Source organism: Stenotrophomonas sp. STEN020 (assembly GCF_056760195.1).
Window position 1 is genome coordinate 1 of the sequence record NZ_JBRREI010000006.1, and the last position, 24,864, is coordinate 24,864.

The following is a 24,864-nucleotide window of genomic DNA, read 5'->3' on the forward strand; positions in this document are numbered from 1 at the left end:
CAAGCCCCACCGCCCAAGCCAAAAGCCCAAACCCCAAAGCCCAAAGCCCAAAGCCCAAAGCGCAAAGCCCAAAGCCCAAAGCTCAAAGCTCAAAGCACAGCTCCACAGAAACCAGAAAGGCCGACGCAATGCGTCGGCCTTTCTTTTCAACTCATCTCATCCCAGCAAATAGCTGGAATCAGGCGCTGGTACGGCTCTGACCACGGCCGCCACCACCGCCACGACGCTGACCACCACCCGGGTGCGCATCACGACGCTGCTGGCCATTGCCGGCAGTACGCTGGCCGCCCGGCTTCTGCGGCTGGCCGCCACGGCCGCCGCGCGGAGCATCGCCGGTCGGACGACGTGCGGCATGGCTGCCGTTGCCACGACGCGGTGCCTTGTGGCCACCCGGATGCTCAGCCTTGCCCGGTGCGCTGTTGCCCCAACGAATCGGGGTGTGCGGCTCAAAGCCCGGCACGTCACGGATGTCCATGTCGCGGTCGAGCAGACGCACGATCTGGCGCAGCAGCTTGGCTTCGTCCTGGGCAACCAGTGAGACAGCCTCACCGGTCGAACCGTTACGGCCGGTACGGCCGATACGATGCACGTAATCTTCCGGCACCATCGGTAGGTCGTAGTTGATGACCTTCGGCAGCTCATTGATGTCGATGCCGCGGGCAGCAATATCGGTGGCCACCAGCACGGTCACGCGGCCGGCCTTGAAGTCAGCCAGTGCGCGCAGGCGCTGGCCCTGGCTCTTGTTGCCGTGGATCGCGGCGGTCTTGATGCCGGACTTCTCCAGGAAGTCGGCCAGCTTGTCGCAGCCATGCTTGGTGCGGCCGAACACCAACGTCTGCACGCGGGAGTCCTTGGCCAGCAGGTGCAACAGCAGCTCACGCTTGCGCGCGCCGTCCACCGGGTGCACGCGGTGGGTGATGGTCTCGGCAACGGTGTTCTTCGGCGTGACCTGGATCTGCTCCGGGTTATGCATGAACTCAAGTGCCAGCTGCTTGATGCTGTCTTCGAACGTGGCCGAGAACAGCAGGGTCTGACGGTTCTGGCGCGGCAGCTTGGCCAGGATGCGCTTGATCGAGGGCAGGAAGCCCATGTCGAGCATGCGGTCGGCTTCGTCCAGCACCAGGATCTCGACGCCGGACAGGTCGACGCTGCGACGCTCCAGGTGATCAATCAGACGGCCCGGGCAGGCGACCAGCAGGTCTACGCCACGGCGCAGCATGTCCAACTGGTTGCCCATGCCCACGCCACCGTAGATGCAGGCGCTGGGGATACGCAGGTACTTGCTGTAGCCACGCAGGCTGTCATGCACCTGGGTGGCGAGTTCGCGGGTCGGTGCCAGCACCAGGGCGCGCGGGCGACGCGGGCCATTGCCCACGCTCTGCGGCGAGGTAGCCAGGTGCTGCAGCAGCGGCAGGCCGAAGGCGGCGGTCTTGCCGGTACCGGTCTGGGCGCCGGCCAGCAGGTCGCGACCGTCCAGCGCAAGCGGAATGGCCTGCTGCTGGATCGGGGTCGGGTTTTCGTAGCCCTGCTCGGCGAGCGCGCGCAGCAGGAAGGGCGCAAGGCCCAGGTTTTCAAACGACATGGAGTACTCCGAAACATGAAGAACGCGCGCCCGAATGGGCTTGCGTTGCTGATCATTGAAGACCAGCTGATCTCGGAGCGTTCCCGTAAACCGCGCTGCAAGATCTGGATGCAACCAACGCGGTGCGCTGGCTGGAATGCGTGACGATAGGCGTCGGAGTGGGGGCGGGCGGGCGGATGGGCCAGATGGCCGCTGATCCTGCACCGCCGGCGATCCCTGAGGGAAACGGACGGCCGCTGGCAGACCGCGCTAGTCTAAGGGATTGTTTCGGCCGGCACAAAAACGCCCGTTCAGCATTCGGCTGGTGAGGCTGGTGGTAGCTGGCTTATTCATTACAATTGAAACTTATTTCTCCGCAGACTGGACACTCCCATGAAGCTTGGTTCCCTGAAGGATGGCGGCCGCGACGGCACTCTGATCGTGGTTTCGCGTGACCTGACCCGTGCGGTACGGGCCGCTGGCATAGCCACCACCCTGCAGCAGGCGCTGGAAGACTGGTCGAATCTGGCGCCGCGCCTGAACGCGCTGTCCGAGCAGCTCAATGCCGGCACCGTGGAAGGCGAGTTCGCCGTGGACATGCAGGCGCTGGCCGCGCCGCTGCCGCGGGCCTACGAGTTTGTCGATGGCAGTGCCTACCTGCCGCACGTGGCGCGGGTGCGCAAGGCACGCGGCGCCGAAGTGCCGGAAAGCTTCTACACCGATCCGCTGATGTACCAGGCCACCAGCGCCGGCTTCTATGGCCCGCGCGATGCGGTAAAGGTGATCAGCGAGGACTACGGCATCGATCTGGAAGCCGAAATCGTGGTCATCACCGATGACGTGCCGATGGCGGTGACGCCGGAACAGGCTGCTGGCCACATCCAGCTGGTCGGCCTGGTCAACGACGTCAGCCTGCGCAACCTGATTCCGGGCGAACTGGCCAAGGGCTTTGGCTTCCTGCAGTCCAAGCCGCGCTCGGCCCTGAGCCCGGTGTTCGTGACCCCGGACGAGCTGGGTGCCGCCTGGCAGGACAGCAAGCTGCACCTGCCGTTGGTGACCCACATCAACGGCAAGTGGTTCGGCGCGCCGGAAGCCGGCGTCGACATGCAGTTCAACTTCGCCCAGCTGGTGGCGCACGCGGCCAAGACCCGTCCGCTGTCGGCCGGCGCGATTGTCGGCTCGGGCACCATCGCCAATGAAGACACCGCACTTGGCGCATCCTGCTTCGCCGAACAGCGCACCGTCGAAACCCTACGTGACGGCAAGCCGTCGACGCCGTTCATGAGTTTTGGTGACGTAGTGCACATTGAGATGCTGGACCGTGACGGCGTCAGCATTTTTGGCGCGATTGAACAGCGCATCGAGCAGGCTTCGCGTCCCTGATAAAACAGTTCGCGTGTTGACTGTGCTGGTGGTGAAGGAATCCTCACCGCCAGCCGCTATTGTGGTGGCAGGTGATGGGGGAATCTGACATGGAAGCAGGGCTGTCGCTCTATAGCTATTGGCGCTCAAGTGCCGCGTATCGCGTGCGCATCGGCTTGAACCTGAAGGGTCTGGAGTACGCGCTCACCCCGGTGCATCTGGTGCGCGACGGTGGTCAGCAGCATGCGCCGGATTACGCCGCATTGAACCCGCAGGAGCTGGTGCCCACGCTGCGTCATGGCGAGCGTGTACTGACCCAGTCGCTGGCCATTCTTGAGTACCTGGACGAGGTTTTCCCCGAGCCAGCCCTGTTGCCGGCAGATGCGGGCGGCCGTGCGCGCGTGCGTGCATTGGCGCAGCAGGTGGCCTGCGACATCCACCCCTTGAACAATCTGCGGGTGATGCAGTTCTTTGACCGCGAATGGAATGTGCCGCAGTCCGAGCGCGACGACTGGACGTTGCATTGGATGCGTACTGGTTTGACCGCACTGGAAATCATGTTGGCGAGCTCGTTCGACACCGGCCGCTATTGCCACGGCGCCGAACCTGGCCTGGCCGATTGCTGCCTGGTACCGCAGTTGTACAACGCCCGTCGCTTCCATCTGGACCTGGCGCCGTACCCGACCCTGCAGCGGATTGAAGAAGCCTGCCTGGCGCTACCAGCATTTGATGCGGCCCGACCGGAAAACCAGATCGACGCGGTTTAGCCCGGCTTGGATGGTTGTGGGAGCGGCGTCAGCCGCGAAGCTGACATGCGATGTAGGAGCGGCGTAAGCCGCGAAGCCGGCATTGCATCCGAAGCAGCAGATCACCCAATGCGCGGCGAAGCTGCAGCCCGGGTCCATCAGTGGTTTCGCGGCTTACGCCGCTCCTACAAAAGCTTGGTTCAAAAAAAAGCCCCGCAATGCGGGGCTCTTTTTGCACGAACCACCAGCTCAGAACCCGTGCGTGATCGCCGCAGGTGCCGACACCGCAAAATCCGCATACGGATCATGCTCGCCGCTGCCACCTTCGGAGAGGCGGAACTTCAGGGCAAGACCATCGCGCGAGTCTGCGGCGCGCAGCGCTTCCTCCTGCTCGATGATGCCGTCCTTCACCATCCGGAACAGGCACTGGTCGAAGCTCTGCATGCCTTCTTCCAGTGACTCTTCCATTGCCTGCTTGATGGTATGGACTTCGCCACGGCGCAGCAGGTCACGGATCATTGGCGTGTTGAGCAGTACTTCCGTGGCCGGGCGGCGACGGCCGTCCTTGCCCTTGACCAGACGCTGCGAAACAACCGCGCGCAGGTTCAGCGACAAGTTCATCAAGACGTTCTTGTGCGCACTTTCCGGGAAGAAGTTGAGGATGCGTTCGATGGTCTGGTCGGCGTTGTTGGAGTGCAGCGTGGCCAGGCACAGGTGCCCGGTTTCGGCGAAAGCGATGGCTGCTTCCATGGTCTCGGCGTCCAGGATTTCGCCGATCAGGATCACGTCCGGTGCTTCACGCATCGCGTTCTTCAGCGCGTTGTGGAAGGCGTGGGTATCCAGGCCGACTTCGCGCTGGTTGACGATGGACTGCTTGTGTTTGTGCAGGAACTCGATCGGGTCCTCGATGGTGAGGATGTGCCCGGTCGAGGTGCTGTTGCGGTGGTCGATCATCGACGCCAGCGACGTCGACTTGCCCGAGCCGGTCGAACCGACCACCAGTACCAGCCCACGCGGGGTCATGATCACGTCCTTCAGCACCTGCGGGAGGTTGAGCTCCTCGATGCTGGGGATGCGGCTCTTGATCGCACGGATGACCATGCCAACTTCGCCGCGCTGCTTGAATACGTTGACGCGGAAACGTCCGGCATCAGCCAAAGCGATGGCCATGTTCAGTTCCAGGTCGCGCTCGAACTGCGGCACCTGGCCTTCGTCCATCAGCGAGTAGGCGATTTTCTTGACCATGCCGGGGGGCAGGCCGGTATTGCCCAGCGGGTACAGCTTGCCTTCAATCTTGATGTAAACCGGCGCTCCGGTCGTCAAAAACATGTCCGAAGCGTTTTTTTCGGTCATCAGCTTCAAGAAATAGCCGATATCCATGCGAAATTTTCCCCAACAAACGGCGGCGTGCCGTTGCAAGCACGCCTCTGGCTTGACCACAATGGCCGCGCTCAGTCACCCAAGCCACGGCTCCCCAATGAAATCTAGCTTCGCACAATTAAGACGATTCCTGTGTGCTACCGCCTGCACATTCGTGCTATGCGGCAGCGCGTTGGCGCAGGATCCGGGCGCAATGGAATTGCTTGCCGCACAACAGGCCGTCGAGAAAGCCGACCGCGCCGACGCCGATCAGTACGCGCCGGACACCATGGCGATGGCCCGCCAGCAGCTGGGCCAGGCCCAACAGGCTGCGAGTGACCGCCGGCTGCGCAAGCAGGCGCCAATCCTGGCGCTGCGCGCTGCCGCCGATGCCGATCTGGCGCGTGCGCAGAGTGAGGAGGCGGTCGCACAGGCCCAGCTGGCCCAGCGCAAGGCCGAGGTTGCACAGCTGCAACGCCAGTTGGCGACAGGGGAGGGACGTTGATGCGGATCAGGAATCTGGTGGTTGTCGGCCTGTTGGCCGTGCCCTTGCTGGCGCAAGCGGCGGAAGACCCGGCGGTTGGCGCCCTGAGTCACCGACTGATGGTGCTGCAGGCCGATATGGCTACGGCCGATGTAGCTTCGTTCGAGAAGCTGCAGGCGCAGCAAGCCATCGCAGCGCTGGCCAAGGCCAAGCGCAAGGAACTGGACGATGCCCGTTATCTGGCCGAGCGGCGCGTCGCGATTGCCGAGGCGGCCAGCCGTGCGGCGCTGGCGCGACGTGAGGTGGGTGAGTTGGAGCGCACCCGCAGTGAATTGCTGATCGAGGCCAGTCGCCGTGATGCAGCCCGTGCCCGCCAGGAAGCGGAGCAGTTGCGGGTACAGACCCAGATCCAGGCCGAAGAGGCCGAGCGTCTGCGCCTTGCCGCCGAAGCCGAGACGCTGGCCCGTCAGGATGCGGAAACCGCGCTGACCAGCGTTGCCGGCCGTCAGCAGCAGCGCTTGAGCGCGGCCCAGCAGAACGCGGCCAAGCTGGCCCGCGAAGAGGCCGAACTGGTCTCCGGGCAGAAGTTGCCGGCGTCCAAGTTCGACGGTCGCGGTGAGGTTTATACCTTCAGCGGCGATGCGTTCGCGGCAGGTCAGGCGGCGCTGTCCGGCGGTGCCCGCAATCAGGCCAAGGCGTTGGCCGAGTACCTGAACATCGGCAAGAAGGGGCGGGTGGTGATCGAGGCCTATGACAGCGCCAACGGCGTTGGTCAGCGGCGTGCGCAGGCGCTCAAGGACGCGCTGGTAGCCGGTGGCGTTGCGGCCAGCCGGATCCAGGTGACGGGCAAGAAAGCGGCCTCCACTCGGGCCCGTTCAGCCGAAGTCATTATCGCGCCGTGACAAACTTAAATGGCTGAAGTTGTTAGGTTTTTGTCATTCCTGCGGGGCTGAATGCGGCGTGGTTTGAATATTCAGTAAACGTTTCCGTATAGCCCTTGCCGGAACCTTTTTGCAGGCGTAGGGTCAATTGTCCGGGCGGCACTTTCGTCGTCCGGACAACGGAGGGCCGAGCCGGTGCAAGCGTGGCGCGAACCAGTAACCGAAAGCTCCTGGCAGGTTGGCCGGAGGATGGTTGGTGGTGCCGCGGTGGGCGGGCCCGGCTTTCCAATCCAGCAACGCCCCGTGCCGTCAGGCCGGGGCGTTCTTGTTTCTGCATGAAGGAGGTAGTCATGTTCGAAGGGCAGCCGCAGAGTGAAATCGACGCATTGGCCAAGGCCAACCCGGAGTTCAAGCAGCTCTACCAACAGCATAAGAAGCTGAACAAGAAATGCATGGACGCGGAGCTGGGTGTACTCCCGATCGACGGGGTCACCTTGGGACAGATGAAACGGGAAAAACTGCTGGCCAAGCAGAAGCTCCTGCGGATTTACGAAAACAGCATCAACTGAACCTTCCCCACGCTAGACCGTTTATGTCGCGGACGGTGGCGGCCTCCTCGTCGGCCGCCATTGTCCGCGTCACTTGGCAGTGTGGTTGTTGCGCCTGAAATTGTGATTAAAAGCCCGATTGCCTGACTTTCTTACACAACCATCGGATAATCATCGGTCCGGCCGCTGTGCGGCGCGATCTGAACCAAACCGATGCCTATCCATTCCTCCATTCTCGAACTCATTGGCAATACGCCCATCATCAAGGCCCAGCGTCTGGATGCAGGCGTGTGCGAGCTGTACCTCAAGATGGAGAGCGCCAACCCAGGTGGGTCGATCAAGGACCGTATCGGCCTGTCGATGATCGAGGCGGCCGAGAAGCGTGGTGATCTCAAGCCGGGCGCGACGTTAGTGGAAGGCACGGCCGGTAACACCGGCCTGGGTCTGGCGCTGGTGGCGCAGCAGAAGGGCTACAAGCTCATTCTGGTTGTGCCGGACAAGATGAGCCGCGAAAAGATCTTCAACCTCAAGGCCATGGGCGCCGAAGTGGTGCTGACCCGTTCGGATGTGGCCAAGGGCCACCCGGAGTACTACCAGGACCTGGCCAAGACCGTCGCCGGCCGTACCCCGGGCGCCTACTTCATCAACCAGTTCGGCAACCCGGACAACCCGGCCGCGCATGAGTTCGGCACCGGCCCGGAGATCATCGAGCAGATGGGCGGCGACCTGGACGCCATCGTGTTCGGCTGCGGCAGCTCCGGCACCATGACCGGCTTGTCGCGCGCCTTCGCCAAGCTTTCGCCGAAGACCGAGCTGGTGCTGGCCGATCCGGTCGGTTCGATCCTGGCCGAATACATCAACGATGGCACGCTGAACGAAAAGTCCGGCAGCTGGCTGGTGGAAGGCATCGGTGAGGACTTCCTGCCGGATATCGCCGATTTCAGCCGGGTCAAGAAGGCTTATGCCATCAGCGACGCCGAGAGCTTCCACACCGCGCGTGAGCTGCTGGGCAAGGAGGGCATCCTTGGTGGCTCGTCCACCGGGACCCTGCTCGCCGCCGCACTGAAGTACTGCCACGAGCAGACCACGCCGAAGAAGGTGCTGGTGCTGGTGCCGGATACCGGCAACAAGTACCTGTCCAAGATGTACAACGACTATTGGATGCTGGACAACGGTTTCCTGGAGCGCCCGCAGTTCGGCGACCTGCGCGACCTGATCCTGCGCCCGTACAGCCAGCGCGACACCGTGGTGGTTGGCCCGAAGGACTTGCTGACCACCGCCTACCAGCGCATGAAGCTGTACGACGTGTCGCAGCTGCCGGTGATGGATGGCAGTCAGTTGGTCGGCATCATCGACGAAAGCGACGTGTTGCTGCACGTTTATGGCGACGAAGCCCGTTTCCGTGACCCGGTCTCGGTGGCAATGGTCAGCAAGCTCGACCGTCTGGACGTCAAATCGCCGATCGAGGCCCTGCTGCCGGTGTTTGACCGCGGCCAGGTGGCGATCATCACCGATGGTGACGCATTCCTGGGTTTGATCACCCGTATCGACCTGTTGAACTACCTGCGTCGCCGGGTTCAGTAATTCCCGGCATGGCCCCTCACAATGGGGGCTACAGTAGATTCAGGCACCACTGATAGAATTTCGCCCCTTTAGCTGGAAGCCCTCATGACGGATCAGCATTCACGCAGCCAGGACGGCGAGCGCGCTTTGTCGCTTGCCACCTTGGCTATCCATGGCGGGCAGTCGCCTGACCCCAGCACCGGCGCAGTCATGCCGCCGATCTATGCTACCTCGACCTATGCCCAGTCCAGCCCGGGCGAGCATCAGGGTTTTGAGTACTCGCGCACGCACAACCCGACCCGATTCGCTTACGAGCGCTGCGTGGCGTCGCTGGAAGGCGGCACGCGTGGTTTCGCCTTCGCCTCGGGCATGGCGGCCAGCTCCACCGTGATCGAACTGTTGGATGCCGGCAGCCACGTAGTGGCGATGGACGACATCTACGGCGGCAGCTTCCGGCTGTTTGAGCGTGTGCGTCGGCGCACCGCTGCACTGGACTTCAGCTTCGTTGATCTGACTGATCTGGCAGCGTTGGAAGCAGCGATCACGCCAAAGACCAAGATGCTTTGGATCGAAACGCCGACCAACCCGATGTTGAAGATCGTCGACATCGCCGCGGTAGCCGCCATCGCCAAGCGTCATGGCCTGATCGTGGTGGTGGACAACACCTTCGCCTCGCCGATGCTGCAGCGCCCGCTGGAGCTGGGTGCGGACCTGGTGCTGCATTCGGCCACCAAGTACCTCAATGGCCACTCCGACATGGTCGGCGGCATGGTGGTGGTTGGTGACAATGCCGAGCTCGCCGAGCAGATGGCCTTCCTGCAGAACTCCATCGGTGGCGTGCAGGGCCCGTTCGACAGTTTCCTGGCCCTGCGTGGCCTGAAGACCCTGCCGCTGCGCATGAAGGCGCATTGCGCCAATGCGATGGAGTTGGCCAAGTGGCTGCAAACCCATCCGGCGGTAGAAAAGGTGATCTACCCGGGCCTGGCCTCGCACCCGCAGCATGAACTGGCGGGCAAGCAGATGGCTGGTTACGGCGGCATCGTCTCGATCGTGCTCAAGGGCGGCTTCGAAGCGGCCAAGCGTTTCTGCGAGAAGACCGAGCTGTTCACCCTGGCCGAATCCCTCGGCGGCGTGGAAAGCCTGGTCAACCATCCGGCCGTGATGACGCATGCCTCGATTCCTGTGGTACGCCGCGAACAGCTGGGCATCAGTGATGCGCTGGTGCGCTTGAGTGTGGGGGTTGAGGATGTGGGAGATCTGCGCGGGGATTTGAAGGTTGCGCTTGATGCCGCCTCTCCCCGGGAGTTTGTTTCGTGATCAGTAAGCTCCATGGTATTTATGGCTACAGATTCTTCATTGCTTCCTCTATTCGCAATGAATTCAAGTCCAAGTTTTCCAGAAGTAAGTTGGGTGCTTTGTGGTTAATAATTAACCCGCTTGTACAGTCGGTTGTTTATGCAACTGTGTTGTCTTCGATAATATCGGCGCGGCTCCCTGAAGTTCAGAGTAAATATGGTTACGCTTTGTATTTGCTGTCCGGGATGCTGGCTTGGGCTTTGTTCCAAGAGGTAACGATGGGTTGTGTCAATGTTTTTGTTGATAAAGCCGATCTTATGAAGAAGGTTGCGTTTCCGAGGGCCTGTTTGCCAATGATATCTAGTGGGGTGGCGCTCATTAACAATGCGCTTCTGTTTTCCGCGATTGTGTTGGTATTCATTGTGTTAGGTCATGGTTTTGATTGGGCGATGATCAGCTTTCCGCTGGTTGTGGCGATCAATTTTCTTCTTGCAATGTCGCTCGGCACTATTCTTGGCATCATTAACGTTTTGATTCGCGATGTTTCTCAGGTTGTACTTATCGTGTTTCAGGCCCTTTTCTGGTTGACCCCGATTGTATATACGTCAGATATTCTTCCTCCCGCGATCAAGGGTTTTCTCAAGTGGAGTCCTGTTTATCAGTTGGTTGAGATGTATCACGGGATCCTCGTTTACGGCAAAGCTCCTTCCCTTCAGCTGATGGCAGCGCTTGCTGGTCTGGCTGTATTTCTCGCCTTTCTTGCGATTTTCGTCTATCGGCGAGCTGCTTCTGATATGGCGGATGCGCTATGAATTCGAACGTTCTCGAAGTTTCAGCGTTGAGTAAGGCCTATGCTGAGTGGGGTAGTGAGTGGAGACGCTTTGCTCGTTGGTTTGGTGTCTCGTTGGCGCCAAAGTCGATCAAGGTTGTAATTCACGACATCTCCTTCACAGTCGGAAAGGGGGAGTCGATCGGTATCGTCGGAAAGAATGGCGCCGGGAAAAGTACCTTGCTGAAGATGATCACCGGCACTTTGGCGCCAACTACGGGCGTGGTGCGGAAATCTGGCAGTGTTGCGGCAATACTCGAACTTGGTATGGGGTTCCAGCCTGAGTTGACCGGACGGGAGAACGCCTATCAGATATCGGGTTTGATGGGTCGTGACCGGCAAGATGTTGATGATGTCATCGAGGAGGTCAGGCAGTTTTCGGATATCGGCGATGCTTTTGATCATCCGGTGAGAACGTACTCCAGTGGTATGCAGGCTCGTGTCGCTTTCGCCATTGCAACCGCGTTTCGGCCAGACCTGCTTATTGTCGATGAGGCGCTGGCGGTCGGTGACGCATTGTTCCAGGCCAAATGCTACGAACGAATCAAGGGATATCAGAAGGAGGGGATGTCCGTGCTTCTGGTTAGTCATTCTGTATCTGATATCGTTCGAAACTGTGATCGTGCAGTATTGTTGAGCGAAGGGCGTGTAAAGCTGGATGGCCATCCGCGAGACGTTACCAATGCCTACCTAGATGAAATGTTTGGGAAGACCGCGCGCGAACTCGATTCGAGTGCCAATGTGGCCGCTGGATCGGCTGGTGACGTTGCTGAAGGGGATATAGGCATAAGTAGCTCTGCTCCGTTGTTTGAGATGTTGAGTGGGCGATATGAGGATAGGCCTGGGTACCGAGCGCAGGAACACCGCTGGGGAAATCGATCAGCCGAAATTATTGATTACCTTGTCGCTAACGGCGAGGAGCAATACCCGTCCATAGTCGAGTGCGGGCAGCGACTGAGAGTCGCCTTCAAGTGCTTGTTTAAGGAGTCTTTTGGAAATGTCGTGCCGGGTGTGATGGTGCGGACTTTGGATGGTGTTTTCATCTATGGAACGAATTCGTTGCTTCTAAATGATGGGCGGCGCCATATCGAGGTGGAAGCAGGTTCGGAGATGGTTTTTGAATTTTCGTTGCCCTTTAGTTTGAACTCCGGAGATTACCTTGTTTCGCTGGGGGTTGCTGCCGGTGAGATGACGGAAAGTCTGGAGCCCTTAGATCGTAGATATGATTCCATAATTGTGACGAGCTCAAGATTAGTTCCGTTTACTGGGTTGGTGGACTTAAGTGCTGAATTGGTGGTGTTCTGATGACTAATGCCCTGACTGAGCTGAAGATGCTGGTTGATGCGCTCCCGGAAGTTTATCAGCCAATATTTGGATATCCGGAGTACTCCGGTGAGGCTTCTAGAGAGACCAATGACCGATTGGAAGATATCGTTTCCGCCTACGATGCGTTGGCAGAAAAACTTGGTCGTCCGTTGCGGGTTCTCGACCTAGGCTGCGCACAGGGTTATATCAGTTTCACGCTGGCGGCACGTGGAGCACAGGTGCTCGGTGTCGATTTCTTGCCGGAGAACATCGAGCTTTGCAAAAAGCTGAGCTCACTCAATCCTGAGTTGAGCGTGGATTTCACTCTTTCTAGCGTCCAGGAGTTCGTAGGGTCTCTTGAGAAGGGGCATTACGACTTAGTCTTGCTGCTGAGCGTTATCCACCACGTGTTTTTCCATGATTCTCCCGAAGTTGCAGAAAAATCCGTTGCAGGAATAATGATTAAGTCCCCCGTACTGCTGGCGGAGTTGGCAGTTAGGGAGGAGCCGCTGTATTGGGCTGAATCGCTTCCTGAACACCCCGAGAATATATTCGGCGGAGCGAAGTTTGTCCGCAAACTTCGGGAGACTGGGACGCACCTTTCTTCGGTGAAACGGCCCCTTTATTTTGCGAGTCAGAATCTTTGGTACGCGGCTGGGCGCGTCGGCTCTATTGAGTCAGTGCGATTTGGGGGGCACCGCTTCGCTCGCTCCTCATTCAAATCGAGTCGAGCATATTTCCTCTCGAAGGATGTCCTCTTGAAAAGATTGGCGTTGAGCGGGACAGACGCTTCCGTCAATCGGGACGAGCTGTTCCGTGAACGAGATTTTTTGCGGGAATTTGGTGGGAGCGCCGATTTTCCCAGGCTGATCGCGATGGATAGGGATGGTGATGAATTCGCCTATCTCCTCCGCGAGAAGATTGAGGGTCAGCTTGTGACTGATCTGCTGGATGCGGGCGAGGAGGTGGATTACTACTTGGTAATTCGAGACGTTCTCGATCAATGTATCTCTTTGGAACAAAGAGGGCTCTACCATCGAGATGTTCGCCCATGGAACGTTCTGCGCAGGGATGATGGGCGGTTTGTGCTAATTGATTACGGTGCAATTTCAAAAGAAAAGTCTGATTGCTTCTGGCCTCAAGATATTTATATATCTTTTTTAATATTCGTGCGCGAGCTGGTTGGTGCTCCAGATATTCTCACCGGCCCTCTCCGAGTGCTGGGTGTGAGTCCATTTGGATTTCCAGGCCACCTCTCGCACTGGGTTGGCCGGCTTTCCGCGATTCCGTTGGGAGATTGGTCGTTTGCCGTGCTACGGGATGAGCTTAGCGCTTCATTTCTCGATCCTGCGGCCGCTATCGCCTCGGTGCACCCGGAGTCGGCCCATGACGCACTGATCAAAATGATAGAGGAAGCCATTGCCGTGCTGGCGCGACAGTACGGTGAGCTCGATACAAGGTTGTTTGAAGACGGCAATGAGCTGCGCGCTCGTTTGAGCCTTGAGGCCTCTAGAATTTCTAACGTTCATCATGATCTGGTGGGCTTATCTCATGAGCATGATCGATTGGCCAGCAGTGTTGAAGCTCACGAAACATCGTTGGCGGTTGTCGGAAGCGGTGTCGCTCATCTGGAGCAGCGACTGACTACAATTTCCAATGAAATCGAACGATTGGGTTCCACCATTGAAGTGCTACAGCACAACGTGGCGGGGTATTGGGGTAAGCAGGAAAGACAGTTGTCCGGCATTACCGGGTTGGTGGATTCGCTTCATGCGAAGGCGGCAGAGCTTGAGCAAAGTGGAGTTCAAGCTTTGATCAAACGTATTTCCGATGCTCAGCTTGAGCTCGGTGAGTTGAGGCGAGACGTCAGTAGTCTTACAGTAGCCTCCGCCGAACGAAGTGAAGGTGTTTCGAAAGGTGTCTCTGAATTAGTTGCTTGGGTGCGAAAGGGACTTTGGGGGCGCCTGTGGAGTTGAGTCATTGCGCGGTTATTTATCAAAAGTTATCAAGGAGATTGTCAAGTGGAAATGGGTGAGCGGATACTGGTGACGGGCGGGGCGGGCTTTATCGGGTGCGCTATTTCGCAATTGCTTGCAGGGAAAGGCTGCCGGGTTGTCGCGTTTGATAACATGCATCCGCAGATACACGAGAGCGGACAGCGACCGGTTGGTTTGCATCAAGAGGTTGACCTCGTCGTCGGTGATGTAACTGATCCGTTGGCGTGGGATCGGCTTTTGGTAGATTTCAAGCCCACTCAGATCTTTCATCTTGCAGCTGAAACCGGCACCGGACAGTCTTTGCTTGAAGCCACGCGGCACGGTAATGTAAATGTCGTTGGTACCACTCAGATGACCGATGCATTGGCGCGGCATAGCGTGGTTCCCAGCGTGATTGTGCTGACCTCCAGCCGAGCCGTTTATGGCGAGGGTGCGTGGAAGGATTCGACCGATTCGGTATTCTATCCGGGTATTCGTACTCACCAAATGCTCGCTAATTCGATCTGGCAACCCTCGGGCAAAGACGGTGCTGGCGCCGAGCCGCTGCCGCATCACGCGGAAACCGTTTTCCCGCGGCCAACTAGTGTCTATGGCGCTACCAAGCTCGCACAGGAGCATGTGCTTGAAGCTTGGTGTTCCGCGATGGGTGTGGCACTCAAGACCCTTCGCTTGCAGAATGTATATGGTGCAGGTCAGTCGCCAATCAACCCATACACCGGAATAATAACGCTCTTCCATCGTTTGGCTAGAAGCGGAAAGGCGATTCCTGTTTATGAGGATGGCAATATCGTTCGCGATTTCATCTACATTGACGATGTAGCGAAAGCGCTTGTCGAGGTTGCTGGCAGCGAAGCATTTGGTGCGATAGTCGACGTTGGTACTGGGCGGCCCGTCACTATTCTAGATGCCGCCCGAGCAATTGCGTCGCTTCACGGTGCACCAGAGCCTTATTTGACCGGGCAGTTCAGGGACGGCGATGTGCGTAGCGCTGTTGCAAATACTGAAGAGTTGGCGTGCTTCGTCGATGTAGGCTCGTTGATTCCGTTTGAAGTCGGAGCCGCGTTGGTTGGTGAATGGTTGGTCGAGAAGGGCTACGCATGACCGCGCACGTTCATGGTTCCAAGATTGCTGCGGGTGCGCTGTTGTTCATGCAGGGTGATCCCGCACAATGGCTGGATTGTGTGAGAAGTATTCTCGCTGCTGAAGGGCTGTGCACGGTATTTATTGCTGGTAGCGATCCAACTTCCTGTCGGAGGCTTTATGCTGATTTGCAGCACGTGCATGTTTATGAATCCTGGACGCTCGGCGATGCAATTGAGAAGGCGGAGGCGGTAAGCCCAGAGGTAGATGTTCTTGCCGTAATTACCCAGCCTGTTTCTGTAGCGCCAAGTTTTTTGCTTCGCGCCATGGATTATATGGAGCAGGATAGCCGGATTGCGACGGTTTCGTTTCTTTCCAATTCAGCAGGGTATCTGAGTTTCCCTTTCCGCAACACGTCGGTTCCATACGGGATTTCCGGATTGGACGAGACTGGGGTGACTGCCCGTTTGAGGGCTGTCGAACCAGTCGCCGGTTTGGTGCCGATCTCAATGCCAAGTGGTAGCTGTGTCCTGGTTAATCTTTCTCCTTATCGGCTGTGTGGTGGGATTGATCATGGTTGGGACTCCTCTGCAAAGCTCAGCCTTGCCCAGTTCGCATTGAAGGCTTCGCGGCGAGGTTTCTCGCATGCTCTCGAGGCTTCCACGTACGTAATGGTTCCTTGGGTCGATGGTGAGCCTCCTTACGAAGCGGTAGACGACCATTCTGCTCGACATCGCTTGTATTCTGCGTTTCGGGAGTTCTCTGCGCTTTACGATCGCGAGCGCGACTCAATTGCATCGCCGTTGGCAATTGCCTTGGATGTGGCCCGTGCAAAGGTGCAGGGTTTGCGTCTTTTAATAGACGGCTCATGCCTCGGCGCAATGGAAATGGGTACCCAGGTTCAAACAGTTAGCTTGGTGGATTCCCTTGCTCGACGAGAGGATGTTGCCAATGTGATTGTCGGTGTCCCCAATGGAGTCGTTCCCGGCTATGCGGCGAAGCTATTGAGGAATGGCAAAATTAAGTTCTGCGACGCCAGTGGCCTGCATTTTGAGGGTGCTGACAATGTTGATATCGTCCATAGGCCGTTCCAGCCCGATGCCCCGATTCCATGGGAACGTTGGCGGCAACTTGGAAAACGCGTGGTTATTACCATTCAAGATCTTATCGCATACAAGATTGGAAGCTATCACCGGGACGGTGATAGTTGGTTGCGGTATAGAGATAGCATGGCGGTCGCAGCAGCAAACGCAGACGGAGTTGTTGCCATCTCAGACGATACATTGTCCGTGATAAAATCTGAGCGGCTTAGCCTTGGTGATGACCGTGCGTGCGTTGCCAAGAATGGCAGCGATCACCTCGATTTGAACGAGGCGGAGTCTATTCCGGCAGCAGTTCTCGAGGCGGGAATTACTTCACGCCGCTATCTGCTCGTGTTGGGCGCAAATTACACGCACAAAAACCGTGATCTTGCGATCAGGGTTTGGCAGCAATTGCTCGATAAAGGTCACGATCTCGCATTGATTCTCGCGGGAGCTCAGGTTCCTATGGGCTCATCGAGATTGGAAGAGGCTGCCCTTCGTTTGCAGGGCGGCGGTGATCTTGTGAGTATGCCGGATGTGTCAAGCCATGAGCGGAACTGGCTTATGCGGCATGCCGCACTGGTGCTTTACCCGACATCATCGGAAGGTTTTGGCCTGGTGCCGTTTGAAGCTGCCAGTATGGGAGTTCCTACAGTTCATGTTTCGTTCGGACCGTTGAAGGAGTTGATCGATGATGATTCGATTCCCAAGGACTGGTCTGTCGACGCGCTCGGTGACTATGCACATTCCATTCTTACCGATCCAGACAAGGCATCAAAAGTGGTAAGTACGATCCTGCGGAACGCAAAAAGCCTCACCTGGGATGAGACGGCTGCGACGCTTGTTGAGTTTTACCGTTCAACTCTTTCGAAGGTTCCACGCTAATGACGATGAATAAAAAAGATTTTGACCAGGTTTCTTTGGAGCAGGCGCTTATTGACGTAGAGATCGCCAATCGCCGCGTGATTGATTTAACCGCACGTCTGACCGCGATTAGTCGGGAGCTCATGGAAACGCGATCCCAGCTTCACGGTGGTTCAGGGCGTGGGGCTGAGATTGATTACGGAAGATCCGGTGCAGATGAGAAGCTGAGGCAGATATCTGCTTCGCGACTTTATCAGCTGGTTCGCGCTTTCAGTCCCCGCCTGAGGAAGGTTCTGTAATGACTGTCCGTGTCTTGCATTGCATAACAGTTTACAACGGCAGAGCATTCGTGCCGCGCGCAATTGAAAGTGCGAAGCGGATGGCGGAGGCTAGCAGTGCGCAAGTGGATGTTCTGATTCTTGATGATGCCAGTCCCGAACCCGGTTGGAGCAAAGAGCTGGAGGCTTTCTGCAAGCAGGTCGGGGTGATGTATTATTGTACTCCTCGGAATCTCGGTATTCCTCGAAATGTAAATATTGGGTTGCTATCTGCCCTGAAGGGAGGATATGACTATGTCACAATCAATAACTCCGATGTCATATTCCCCCTGAATTTGATCGATGGGTTGTTGCGGGTTGCATCGCAGCCAAACATGGGCTCGGTAACCGCCTCGTCTAATAATGTTTCAATTTATTCGATTCCAAACGAGGATCCTGATCGCTATCTTGCGTCACAGGAAGTTGTTGATTATGTGAGTGATGTCTGTACGCGCACTTTCGACAGCGACGCGGTTGATATTCCAGCCGGCATCTCTTTCTGTATCATGATGCCGACGGAGGTGATTCGCCAAGTTGGCATCATGGATCCGTGCTTTGGTCGCGGTTACTGCGAAGAGACGGACTGGAGTCTGCGGAGTTTGGCGGCTGGTTATCGCCTTTGTATGGCGCCGGGTGTGTTCGTCTATCATCAAGGGCGGGGGTCGAATCAGGCGGCTGGCTTGGTATCAGCAGGCGCAACGACTGTACCCGCGAATGAAGCAATCATCGACATGCGATATCCAGAATTTCGGATGCAGGTTGAGTGCTTCATGCGTTCTGGCATACTGGAGCGTCATTTCGCAAGGGTTACCAACGCGATAGTATTCGATGCAGCAAAAAAGTATGGCTATGATGTCAACGTCGGCTGGCTTGATCAATCTTTCGATCCGAAGAAGGTTTCTGTAAACATTCGTTCGGACTCGGCAGGGGTTTTTGCCTCACTGGCTGCTTCCGGCTTCAAGATCAAGCTTGAATTGGATCCTGGCGCTCCTATGGCGGGGCTTGAAGCTAAGCTTGGGGGTAAGCCTGCTTCTCTTCGTGTCAGTGATCGGCAGGTTGTTTCAAAAGACTTGGAAAATTCATTCGCCGAGTCGTGTTCGCAAGTTGTTCCGTACCGTTACCCAAGCCGGGTTTGATATTTCCGAATTTCAGCTACGAAGGATATATAGTGAAGAATATTTTTGTTGGTGCGATGTTTTTGTTGGCCCTGACCGCCTGCAAGCAGTCAGAAGTTGAGTCAGGTTCCGTTCCTGCGTCCGCCCCTGCTCAGGGTGTCGCGTCTGCGCCGTCGCAGCCAGCTGTTACGTCCGAGGCTCTGATTGGTATCTATGGTGGGGCGTTGCCATGTGGAGATTGCAAGGCAGTTAATACTCGCCTGGAGCTTCTCGCAGATGGCAAGTATAAAGTGAACGAAGTTTTTGATGGCCGCGTTGACAATAATGTGCTCGATAGCGATGGTACTTGGACGCTTGATTCCGCAGCTAATCTCCTGACTCTAAATCCCACTGCTCAGGATTGGGCTGATCGCGTGTTCAAAGTGAAAGGCTCGTCTGTTCTGGGTCCACTGGATGGAGCGGGTGTTGAGTACTCCACTGATGGTGTAAACGACCTTCGCCGGGAGTGATTTTTTCTGCTGCGCTCCTCTCTTTCTGTCTATTTCGGAAAGGGAGGGGCGTCGTCTTATTTCGGACTTTAAGTTTCCAAGGGGGCGAGTGGCTGGATCTGGTTATTTCGACTTCTTGCGTGTTATCGCTGCACTGGCTGTTATTGTAGGTCACTAGTTCGCGCCTTTCGGTCTTCCGGATCCGCTAGTGCTTTGATATCAGACCTTTCATGTGGGCATTATTTTCTGGATAGGCAATGGCAAAGATGACAATCGCTCAACGGCTTCTGCCGTTCCCAGACAAGAATGTGCCGTATCTCGATGCGATTCGAGGCGTTGCGGTGCTTTTTATTCTAATTAGGCACTCTTGGGGGTTGGCGGGGTCCCCTGGTATTGAGCTTGGAAGCATCGACCTCTCTCCGTTCGTTGTGATGATGTCTTCCGGTGTCGATCTGTTTTTCGTGCTAAGCGGAATGCTCCTATCCGCCCATTTTTTACGAAATGATGCCCAGCAGTTGCCGCCACCCAGAACTTTCGAGTACATGACGGCTCGAGTCCTTCGTATAGGACCGCCGTATTGGCTGGTGCTGTTCCTAGTGGTGCTACTGTACACGCCGCACTATATTGAGAACTCGAGGGTATGGAGTGAGTGGGGGGCTGCGACCTTCGTAGCTCACGTTGCCTTTCTGCAAACGGTGTTCATATGGTCATTTGGGACCTATTCCGTCGCCTCGCCGTTTTGGACCCTGACGATTGAAATGCTGTTCTACCTGCTCCTGCCGTTCGTCATAAGGTTGTTCTACAACAAGCGGTGGTGGCAGGGTGTGGTTATTAGTTTCGCCATGACGGCTATTTGGCTGTACTTGGCACGAAACGGGATGCCCTCACTGATTGACTTCATCAAGGGGCATCAGTTCGGCTTGCCATTCGATGACACTGTGATCAGGTTCAATCTTAGTCACCAGATTTTTGGTTACTTACCGCATTTTGCAATTGGCTGCTCTGTAAGCGTGATTTTACGCCATTACAAGGAGCGGCTCATGGGGACTCATTTTGGCCTAGCTTTGTTGATGATGGGAATGGCGGTTGTCGCTATTGCGATGTACATCCTCGGCAGCATATCCCTCGAACACGGGTACGCGGATCCGCGTCGCTACATGGCGCAGTCCAGTGATGCTGCGCTTATTTACTATTATTTTGAATCTATTCCTTTCGCCGTCGGATATGGAATGATCCTTCTTGGTGTTGGCCTTTCTTCAGTCAGAGTCAAGTCATCGGTCTCCCGTGTGCCTTTGCTCTGCATCGCTGGCGTACTTGGTTATTCGATTTATCTCATTCACATGCCTTTGCTTTACACGTTAAAAGACCATGCTTGGATTGCGGATGATCTGAGTGCTATGACACGCTTCTGGAAGCTTTTGATAGGTGGTGGTGGTGTAATCTTTGCTTGCTCGCTCGGTCTGTTCTTCGCTATTGAGCGTCCATCGATGCTCTGGTCCAGTCGTGCATCGCAATCACGAAAGGCTGTCAAAGAAGAGGCCGCGTAGACGGCGCGGGCTATTGTTATCAAGGAAGGCTGAACAACCAGCTCAGGAGTGCAGATCCCAGCATTTGAATTGATGCCTCGGGCCGTAAACACGATAACTTTCAGGTCGATCTCTGCGCTGTAGGACCCGATTTTTCGTCCTGCAGCGCCGTACTTTGATCCTGTTTGACGGCCTTCTGAATCTAGAGCCGCCTTACGGTCTGCGCTGGCGCGGCATTTCGTTACGGTGTTGAAGCAGGTAGAGGCTGGAAAGCAGGTCAAGGATGTTTGCCATGAGCCGGGCATTTCCGATGTGACTTACTACGTAACGAAGTCCAGGTACGGCGGCATGGAAGCTTCGGACGTGCAGCGGTTGCGCGACGTTGAAGCCGAGCGCGTAAAGCTCAAGCGAATGTATGCCGAACTGGCGATGGAGAATCTTGCATTGAAGGATCTGATTGCAAAAAAGCTTTAGACCCGGCGCATAAGCGCCGGCTCTTGGCTTGGCTTCAGGACCGCCATGGCTGGAGCGAACGCTGGGCCTGTGCGGCGATTGGAATGCCTCGGTCAACAGCACGCTACCGCCATCGACCGGATCGGGACGAAGGGGTGATCAAGCTATTGGCCGAGCTCTCTGAGCGTTTTCCAGAGCGCGGATTTGGCAAGCTATTTCAACTGATTCACCGTCGTGGCTTGGTCTGGAATCACAAGCGCGTCTGGCGTGTGTATTTCCTGATGAAGCTCGATCTGTGTCGGCAAGGAAAGAAGCGTATTCCAAACCGACACACGATGCCGTTGGTTGCTGGCGAGCAGATCAACGGTAGCTGGTCGATCGACTTCATGTTCGACGCACTTTCGGATGGGCGGCGATTCCGGACATTCAACGTAGTCGACGATTTCAGCCGCAAGGCTTTGGCCATCGAAGTTACCGGCTACGCGGGTCATCCGCGCCTTGGTGCGAATTGCGGCGTGGCGCGGCTATTCCGCAAAGCGTCGCCTGGACAACTGCCCCGGGTTCATCGTCCTGGCGTTGGCGGAATGGGCCGAGCGCACGAACATCGAGCTGGATTTCATCAAGCCAGGACGGCCTATGCAGAAGGGCTTCATCGAACGCTTCAATGGCAGCTTCCGACGTGGCGTGCTGGATATGCACGTTTTCCGCAATCTCGGAGAAGTGTACGAACAGGCGGAGCAGTGGTTGACCGACTACAACACCGGAATGCCTCACGACAGCCTTGGCGGGCTTACGCCCGCCGAGTTCTGCCAATACCACGAACCCGAACCCGCTAATCAGCGTGGTATTGAATTGCGGGAATTCGACACTGCATCCCACGTAAGCATGGCTTAGTCTGTTGGCCGCTGCTTAGAGTGTGGCTTCCAGTTCAGGCAGAATCGTAAACAGATCTCCCACCAGTCCGATATCGGCGATTTCAAAGATCGGCGCATCGCCGTCCTTGTTGATCGCGACGATGGTGCCTGCGTCCTTGATGCCGGTCAGGTGCTGGATGGCGCCCGAGATGCCCACGGCGATGTACAGCTCCGGGGCGATGATCTTGCCGGTCTGACCAACCTGCATGTCGCTGGGCACGTAGCCTGCGTCCACTGCGGCGCGGGAGGCGCCTACGCCGGCACCGAGCTTGTCTGCCAGTTGGTAGATCACCTTGAAGTTCTCTTCCGAGCCGACGCCGCGGCCACCGGAGACAACGCGTTTGGCGCTCTGCAGGTCCGGACGGTCGCTCTTGCCGGCAGCTAGGGCGATGAAACGGGTGTGGCTCGGCAGGGCGGCATCAACATTGATCGCTTCGACCGCGGCGCTGTTGCCCTTGGCAGCCTCCTGCCAGGAGGCGACGCGCACGGTAGCCACGACCACCTGGTCAGCCGGGGCTTCGACGGTGATGATGGCGTTGCCGGCGTAGATCGGACGCTTGAAGGTATGGGTGCCTTCGACCGACATCAGGTCCGAGACCTGGTTGACGCCGAGCAGGGCGGCCACGGCCGGCATCAGATCCTTGCCAGTCGTGGTGGACGGGCCAAACACATGGCTGTAACCGGCAGCGGCCTTGGCGATCTGTGGCGCCTGTACCTGCGCCAGCGCGTGCTCATTGGCCGGGTTGGCGATGGTCAGCACCTTGCTGACGCCGGCGATCTGTGCCGCTTCGGCAGCGATGGCGGCCGGGTCGGCGGCGAGCACCAGCACGTGGATGTCGCCGCCCACTGCGGCTGCTGCCGAAACGGTCTTGGCGACGGCGCTGTTGAGCTTGCCGTCCAGGTGTTCGGCGATAACAAGAATTTTAGACATCGGAACTTCCTTCAAATGGGGCGCAAGGCTTCGGCATTGGAAAGTCCGGCCAGGGATGGCCGGGCTCTTGATCAGGGATGATTACAAGAGCCCCTTCTGCTTGAGTGCGGCTACCAGTTCGGCAGCATCCTTCACCATCACGCCCTTGCTGCGCTTGGACGGCGCGGCGTACTGGGTGGTCTTGAACGTGTCAGCGGCTTCAACGCCGAGGTCTGCCAATTGCAGGGTTTCCAGCGGCTTGGCCTTGGCTTTCATGATGTCCGGCAGCTTGATGAAGCGCGGCTCGTTCAGGCGCAGATCGGTGGTGATCACCGCCGGCAGGTCGACTTCCAGCGTCTCGAGGCCGGCGTCGACTTCACGGGTGACCGTGGCCTTGCCATCAGCGATCTCGACCTTGGAGGCGAAGGTAGCCTGCGGGCGTGCCCACAGCGTGGCCAGCATCTGACCGGTCTGGTTGGCATCGTCGTCAATGGCCTGCTTGCCGAGGATGACCAGGTCCGGCTGTTCCTTCTCAACCAGCTTGAGCAGCGTGCGGGCTGCGGTCAGCGGCTGGATGGCCTGGTCGGTGACCACGTGGATGGCACGGTTGGCACCCATGGCCAAGCCATTGCGCAGATGCGCCTGGGCGTCGGCCGGGGCGATGGTGGCCACGATCACTTCCGAGGCGATGCCCTTGTCGCGCAGACGCAGGGCTTCTTCCAGAGCGATCTCATCGAACGGGTTGGGCGAGAGCTTGACGCCATCGGTGACCACGCCGGAACCATCCGGCTTGACTTGAATGCGGACGTTGTAGTCCACCACGCGCTTGTACGCGACGAGGATTTTCATGTGCTGCGGGGTCCTTCGGTTGCTGATGGGGGCCGGCGTGGGCCGGGGGCAATTTTTCTCGATTCTAGCCGGGTTGGTAGGTCCGTGCGAACGCGTATGGCGGCCTTTGTTTTGATTTAAATGTCCGGACAAATTGTGCCAAGCTTGATTTCGTTGTCAATGGTGCAACTCAACAGGCTCTGGCGTTATATCCTTGTAGGAATTGTTCGCTGCTTTTGCGGCTGTAAATCAGGAGAAACAACGCGTGACCACATGGTTTGTGACCGGCGGCGCCGGCTTTATCGGCGGCAATTTTGTATTGGAAGCTGTAGCAAAGGGCATCCGCATCATCAATCTGGATGCGTTGACCTATGCAGGCAACCTGAAAACGCTGGGCAGCTTGGAGGGCGATGCCAACCACCTGTTCGTACACGGCGATATCGGTGACCGCGAGCTGGTGGCAAGCCTGTTGGCCGAGCACCGCCCCGATGCGGTTCTGAACTTTGCTGCCGAAAGTCATGTTGACCGTTCGATCGACGGCCCGGGCGCCTTCATCCAGACCAATGTGGTCGGAACCCTCGGTCTGCTGGAGGCGGTGCGTGACTATTGGAAAGCGTTGCCGGTTGACGAAGCCGGTGCATTCCGCTTTCTGCATGTGTCCACCGATGAGGTCTACGGCACGCTCGGCGAGACCGGTAAGTTCATCGAGACCACGCCCTATGCCCCGAACTCACCGTACTCGGCCTCCAAGGCGGCGTCCGACCATCTGGTTCGTGCCTTCCATCACACGTATGGCCTGCCGGTGCTGACCACCAACTGCTCGAACAACTACGGTCCGTACCATTTCCCGGAGAAGCTCATTCCGCTGGTGATCGCCAAGGCGTTGGCCGGTGAGGCGCTGCCGGTCTATGGCGACGGCAAGCAGGTGCGAGATTGGCTGTTTGTTGCCGATCATTGCGAGGCAATCCGTACCGTGTTGGCCAAGGGCCGGGTAGGCGAAACCTATAACGTTGGCGGCAACTCCGAGAAGCAGAACATCGAAGTGGTACAGGCGATCTGTGCGCTGCTGGATGCACGCCGCCCGCGCGCGGATGGCAAGCCGCGCACCGAACAGATCACCTATGTCACCGATCGCCCCGGCCATGATCGCCGTTACGCAATCGATGCGTCCAAGCTCAAGGACGAACTGGGTTGGGAACCGAAGCACACCTTCGAGCAGGGTATCGGCTTCACCGTGGATTGGTACCTGGATAACCAGGAGTGGGTGAATGGTGTGCTGGACGGCAGCTATCGCCTGCAGCGCATTGGCACCGATGCCTGATATCGATTATCCAGTGCTCGCGCGGATGTGCGGGC

Annotated in this window: 22 protein-coding genes and 1 pseudogene; 19 read left to right on the forward strand and 4 right to left on the reverse strand. The window is 57.6% G+C overall.

Going from position 1 to position 24,864, the window contains the following annotated elements:
* Positions 1–178 precede the first annotated feature (178 nt).
* On the reverse strand, positions 179–1,582 hold the full coding sequence (locus tag ACVOLZ_RS04030) for a DEAD/DEAH box helicase (protein WP_481515148.1): 1,404 nt from the start codon (positions 1,580–1,582) through the stop codon (positions 179–181).
* A 15-nt stretch (positions 1,583–1,597) separates the two neighbouring features.
* On the opposite strand from ACVOLZ_RS04030, the gene ACVOLZ_RS04035 reads away from it, so the two are divergent.
* The 3 genes from ACVOLZ_RS04035 to maiA all read left to right on the forward strand — a co-directional run bounded on the left by ACVOLZ_RS04035 (position 1,598) and on the right by maiA (position 3,690).
* A complete protein-coding gene (locus ACVOLZ_RS04035) occupies positions 1,598–1,726 on the forward strand; it encodes a hypothetical protein (RefSeq protein ID WP_481515149.1) in 129 nt (42 codons plus the stop codon).
* Positions 1,727–1,954: 228 nt separating this feature from the next.
* On the forward strand, positions 1,955–2,944 hold the full coding sequence (locus ACVOLZ_RS04040; protein WP_481515150.1) for a fumarylacetoacetate hydrolase family protein: 990 nt from the start codon (positions 1,955–1,957) through the stop codon (positions 2,942–2,944).
* 89 nt (positions 2,945–3,033) lie between these two features.
* Entirely contained in the window at positions 3,034–3,690 is a 657-nt protein-coding gene (maiA, locus tag ACVOLZ_RS04045) for a maleylacetoacetate isomerase (RefSeq protein WP_481515151.1), read from the forward strand.
* Positions 3,691–3,918: 228 nt separating this feature from the next.
* On the opposite strand, the gene ACVOLZ_RS04050 is transcribed toward maiA, so the two are convergent.
* On the reverse strand, positions 3,919–5,049 hold the full coding sequence (locus tag ACVOLZ_RS04050; RefSeq protein WP_481515152.1) for a PilT/PilU family type 4a pilus ATPase: 1,131 nt from the start codon (positions 5,047–5,049) through the stop codon (positions 3,919–3,921).
* 97 nt (positions 5,050–5,146) lie between these two features.
* Between ACVOLZ_RS04050 and ACVOLZ_RS04055 the strand changes: the two genes are divergently transcribed.
* From ACVOLZ_RS04055 to ACVOLZ_RS04125, 15 genes and pseudogenes are all read left to right on the forward strand, one after another.
* Positions 5,147–5,533 (forward strand): DUF4398 domain-containing protein, encoded by a 387-nt coding sequence (locus ACVOLZ_RS04055; protein WP_481508021.1) that lies wholly within the window; start codon positions 5,147–5,149, stop codon positions 5,531–5,533.
* The gene (locus ACVOLZ_RS04060) at positions 5,533–6,414 is read left to right on the forward strand and encodes an OmpA family protein (RefSeq protein ID WP_481515153.1); all 882 of its coding nucleotides are present in this window, start codon (positions 5,533–5,535) and stop codon (positions 6,412–6,414) included. Before ACVOLZ_RS04055 ends, ACVOLZ_RS04060 begins: the two co-directional genes overlap by 1 nt.
* Before the next feature lie 329 nt (positions 6,415–6,743).
* Complete coding sequence (locus ACVOLZ_RS04065) at positions 6,744–6,962, forward strand: HP1242/YdcH family protein (RefSeq protein WP_481508019.1); 219 nt, start codon at positions 6,744–6,746, stop codon at positions 6,960–6,962.
* A 192-nt stretch (positions 6,963–7,154) separates the two neighbouring features.
* Positions 7,155–8,525: a pyridoxal-phosphate dependent enzyme gene (locus tag ACVOLZ_RS04070; RefSeq protein ID WP_481515154.1), complete on the forward strand. Its 1,371-nt coding sequence runs from the start codon at positions 7,155–7,157 to the stop codon at positions 8,523–8,525.
* 84 nt (positions 8,526–8,609) lie between these two features.
* On the forward strand, positions 8,610–9,821 hold the full coding sequence (locus ACVOLZ_RS04075) for a cystathionine gamma-synthase (protein WP_481515155.1): 1,212 nt from the start codon (positions 8,610–8,612) through the stop codon (positions 9,819–9,821).
* Positions 9,818–10,612, forward strand: coding sequence for an ABC transporter permease (locus ACVOLZ_RS04080; protein WP_481515156.1), 795 nt, complete (start codon positions 9,818–9,820; stop codon positions 10,610–10,612). Before ACVOLZ_RS04075 ends, ACVOLZ_RS04080 begins: the two co-directional genes overlap by 4 nt.
* Positions 10,609–11,934 (forward strand): ABC transporter ATP-binding protein, encoded by a 1,326-nt coding sequence (locus ACVOLZ_RS04085; RefSeq protein WP_481515157.1) that lies wholly within the window; start codon positions 10,609–10,611, stop codon positions 11,932–11,934. Before ACVOLZ_RS04080 ends, ACVOLZ_RS04085 begins: the two co-directional genes overlap by 4 nt.
* Positions 11,934–13,910, forward strand: a complete 1,977-nt coding sequence (locus tag ACVOLZ_RS04090) for a methyltransferase domain-containing protein (RefSeq protein ID WP_481515158.1) — start codon at positions 11,934–11,936, stop codon at positions 13,908–13,910. The genes ACVOLZ_RS04085 and ACVOLZ_RS04090 overlap by 1 nt, the downstream gene beginning before the upstream one ends.
* Positions 13,911–13,961: 51 nt before the next feature.
* Positions 13,962–15,032 carry an NAD-dependent epimerase/dehydratase family protein gene (locus tag ACVOLZ_RS04095; protein ID WP_481515232.1) on the forward strand — a complete coding sequence of 357 codons (1,071 nt, stop codon included), beginning with the start codon at positions 13,962–13,964 and terminating at the stop codon, positions 15,030–15,032.
* On the forward strand, positions 15,029–16,978 hold the full coding sequence (locus ACVOLZ_RS04100; protein ID WP_481515159.1) for a glycosyltransferase: 1,950 nt from the start codon (positions 15,029–15,031) through the stop codon (positions 16,976–16,978). Before ACVOLZ_RS04095 ends, ACVOLZ_RS04100 begins: the two co-directional genes overlap by 4 nt.
* Positions 16,979–16,983: 5 nt before the next feature.
* Positions 16,984–17,256, forward strand: a complete 273-nt coding sequence (locus ACVOLZ_RS04105; RefSeq protein WP_481515160.1) for a hypothetical protein — start codon at positions 16,984–16,986, stop codon at positions 17,254–17,256.
* Complete coding sequence (locus tag ACVOLZ_RS04110) at positions 17,256–18,410, forward strand: glycosyltransferase family 2 protein (protein ID WP_481515161.1); 1,155 nt, start codon at positions 17,256–17,258, stop codon at positions 18,408–18,410. Before ACVOLZ_RS04105 ends, ACVOLZ_RS04110 begins: the two co-directional genes overlap by 1 nt.
* A gap of 32 nt (positions 18,411–18,442) precedes the next feature.
* Positions 18,443–18,898: a copper resistance protein NlpE N-terminal domain-containing protein gene (locus ACVOLZ_RS04115; protein ID WP_481515162.1), complete on the forward strand. Its 456-nt coding sequence runs from the start codon at positions 18,443–18,445 to the stop codon at positions 18,896–18,898.
* A 236-nt stretch (positions 18,899–19,134) separates the two neighbouring features.
* The gene (locus ACVOLZ_RS04120; protein WP_481515163.1) at positions 19,135–20,424 is read left to right on the forward strand and encodes an acyltransferase family protein; all 1,290 of its coding nucleotides are present in this window, start codon (positions 19,135–19,137) and stop codon (positions 20,422–20,424) included.
* Positions 20,425–20,628: 204 nt separating this feature from the next.
* Positions 20,629–21,750 (forward strand): annotated as a pseudogene (locus ACVOLZ_RS04125) (IS3 family transposase).
* A gap of 15 nt (positions 21,751–21,765) precedes the next feature.
* On the opposite strand, the gene ACVOLZ_RS04130 reads toward ACVOLZ_RS04125, so the two are convergent.
* Together ACVOLZ_RS04130 and ACVOLZ_RS04135 are read right to left on the reverse strand one after the other, a co-directional pair.
* Positions 21,766–22,701: an electron transfer flavoprotein subunit alpha/FixB family protein gene (locus ACVOLZ_RS04130; protein WP_481515164.1), complete on the reverse strand. Its 936-nt coding sequence runs from the start codon at positions 22,699–22,701 to the stop codon at positions 21,766–21,768.
* A gap of 81 nt (positions 22,702–22,782) precedes the next feature.
* Positions 22,783–23,529 (reverse strand): electron transfer flavoprotein subunit beta/FixA family protein, encoded by a 747-nt coding sequence (locus tag ACVOLZ_RS04135; protein WP_481515165.1) that lies wholly within the window; start codon positions 23,527–23,529, stop codon positions 22,783–22,785.
* A 244-nt stretch (positions 23,530–23,773) separates the two neighbouring features.
* Here ACVOLZ_RS04135 and rfbB point away from each other — a divergent pair, with 244 nt between their 5' ends.
* On the forward strand, positions 23,774–24,829 hold the full coding sequence (rfbB, locus tag ACVOLZ_RS04140) for a dTDP-glucose 4,6-dehydratase (protein ID WP_481515166.1): 1,056 nt from the start codon (positions 23,774–23,776) through the stop codon (positions 24,827–24,829).
* The last annotated feature ends 35 nt before the right edge of the window (positions 24,830–24,864 follow it).

Bases quoted from the DNA above. Each gene is read 5' to 3' on its own strand.
- ACVOLZ_RS04065 (WP_481508019.1), top strand. From the start codon at position 6,744: ATGTTCGAAGGGCAGCCGCAGAGTGAAATCGACGCATTGGCCAAGGCC.
- ACVOLZ_RS04110 (WP_481515161.1), top strand. From the start codon at position 17,256: ATGACTGTCCGTGTCTTGCATTGCATAACAGTTTACAACGGCAGAGCA.
- ACVOLZ_RS04090 (WP_481515158.1), top strand. From the start codon at position 11,934: ATGACTAATGCCCTGACTGAGCTGAAGATGCTGGTTGATGCGCTCCCG.
- ACVOLZ_RS04135 (WP_481515165.1), bottom strand. From the start codon at position 23,529: ATGAAAATCCTCGTCGCGTACAAGCGCGTGGTGGACTACAACGTCCGC.
- ACVOLZ_RS04040 (WP_481515150.1), top strand. From the start codon at position 1,955: ATGAAGCTTGGTTCCCTGAAGGATGGCGGCCGCGACGGCACTCTGATC.
- ACVOLZ_RS04075 (WP_481515155.1), top strand. From the start codon at position 8,610: ATGACGGATCAGCATTCACGCAGCCAGGACGGCGAGCGCGCTTTGTCG.
- ACVOLZ_RS04035 (WP_481515149.1), top strand. From the start codon at position 1,598: ATGAAGAACGCGCGCCCGAATGGGCTTGCGTTGCTGATCATTGAAGAC.
- ACVOLZ_RS04055 (WP_481508021.1), top strand. From the start codon at position 5,147: ATGAAATCTAGCTTCGCACAATTAAGACGATTCCTGTGTGCTACCGCC.
- ACVOLZ_RS04130 (WP_481515164.1), bottom strand. From the start codon at position 22,701: ATGTCTAAAATTCTTGTTATCGCCGAACACCTGGACGGCAAGCTCAAC.
- maiA (WP_481515151.1), top strand. From the start codon at position 3,034: ATGGAAGCAGGGCTGTCGCTCTATAGCTATTGGCGCTCAAGTGCCGCG.
- ACVOLZ_RS04060 (WP_481515153.1), top strand. From the start codon at position 5,533: ATGCGGATCAGGAATCTGGTGGTTGTCGGCCTGTTGGCCGTGCCCTTG.
- ACVOLZ_RS04120 (WP_481515163.1), top strand. From the start codon at position 19,135: ATGGCAAAGATGACAATCGCTCAACGGCTTCTGCCGTTCCCAGACAAG.
- ACVOLZ_RS04105 (WP_481515160.1), top strand. From the start codon at position 16,984: ATGAATAAAAAAGATTTTGACCAGGTTTCTTTGGAGCAGGCGCTTATT.
- ACVOLZ_RS04085 (WP_481515157.1), top strand. From the start codon at position 10,609: ATGAATTCGAACGTTCTCGAAGTTTCAGCGTTGAGTAAGGCCTATGCT.
- ACVOLZ_RS04030 (WP_481515148.1), bottom strand. From the start codon at position 1,582: ATGTCGTTTGAAAACCTGGGCCTTGCGCCCTTCCTGCTGCGCGCGCTC.
- ACVOLZ_RS04100 (WP_481515159.1), top strand. From the start codon at position 15,029: ATGACCGCGCACGTTCATGGTTCCAAGATTGCTGCGGGTGCGCTGTTG.
- ACVOLZ_RS04095 (WP_481515232.1), top strand. From the start codon at position 13,962: ATGGGTGAGCGGATACTGGTGACGGGCGGGGCGGGCTTTATCGGGTGC.
- ACVOLZ_RS04050 (WP_481515152.1), bottom strand. From the start codon at position 5,049: ATGGATATCGGCTATTTCTTGAAGCTGATGACCGAAAAAAACGCTTCG.
- ACVOLZ_RS04070 (WP_481515154.1), top strand. From the start codon at position 7,155: ATGCCTATCCATTCCTCCATTCTCGAACTCATTGGCAATACGCCCATC.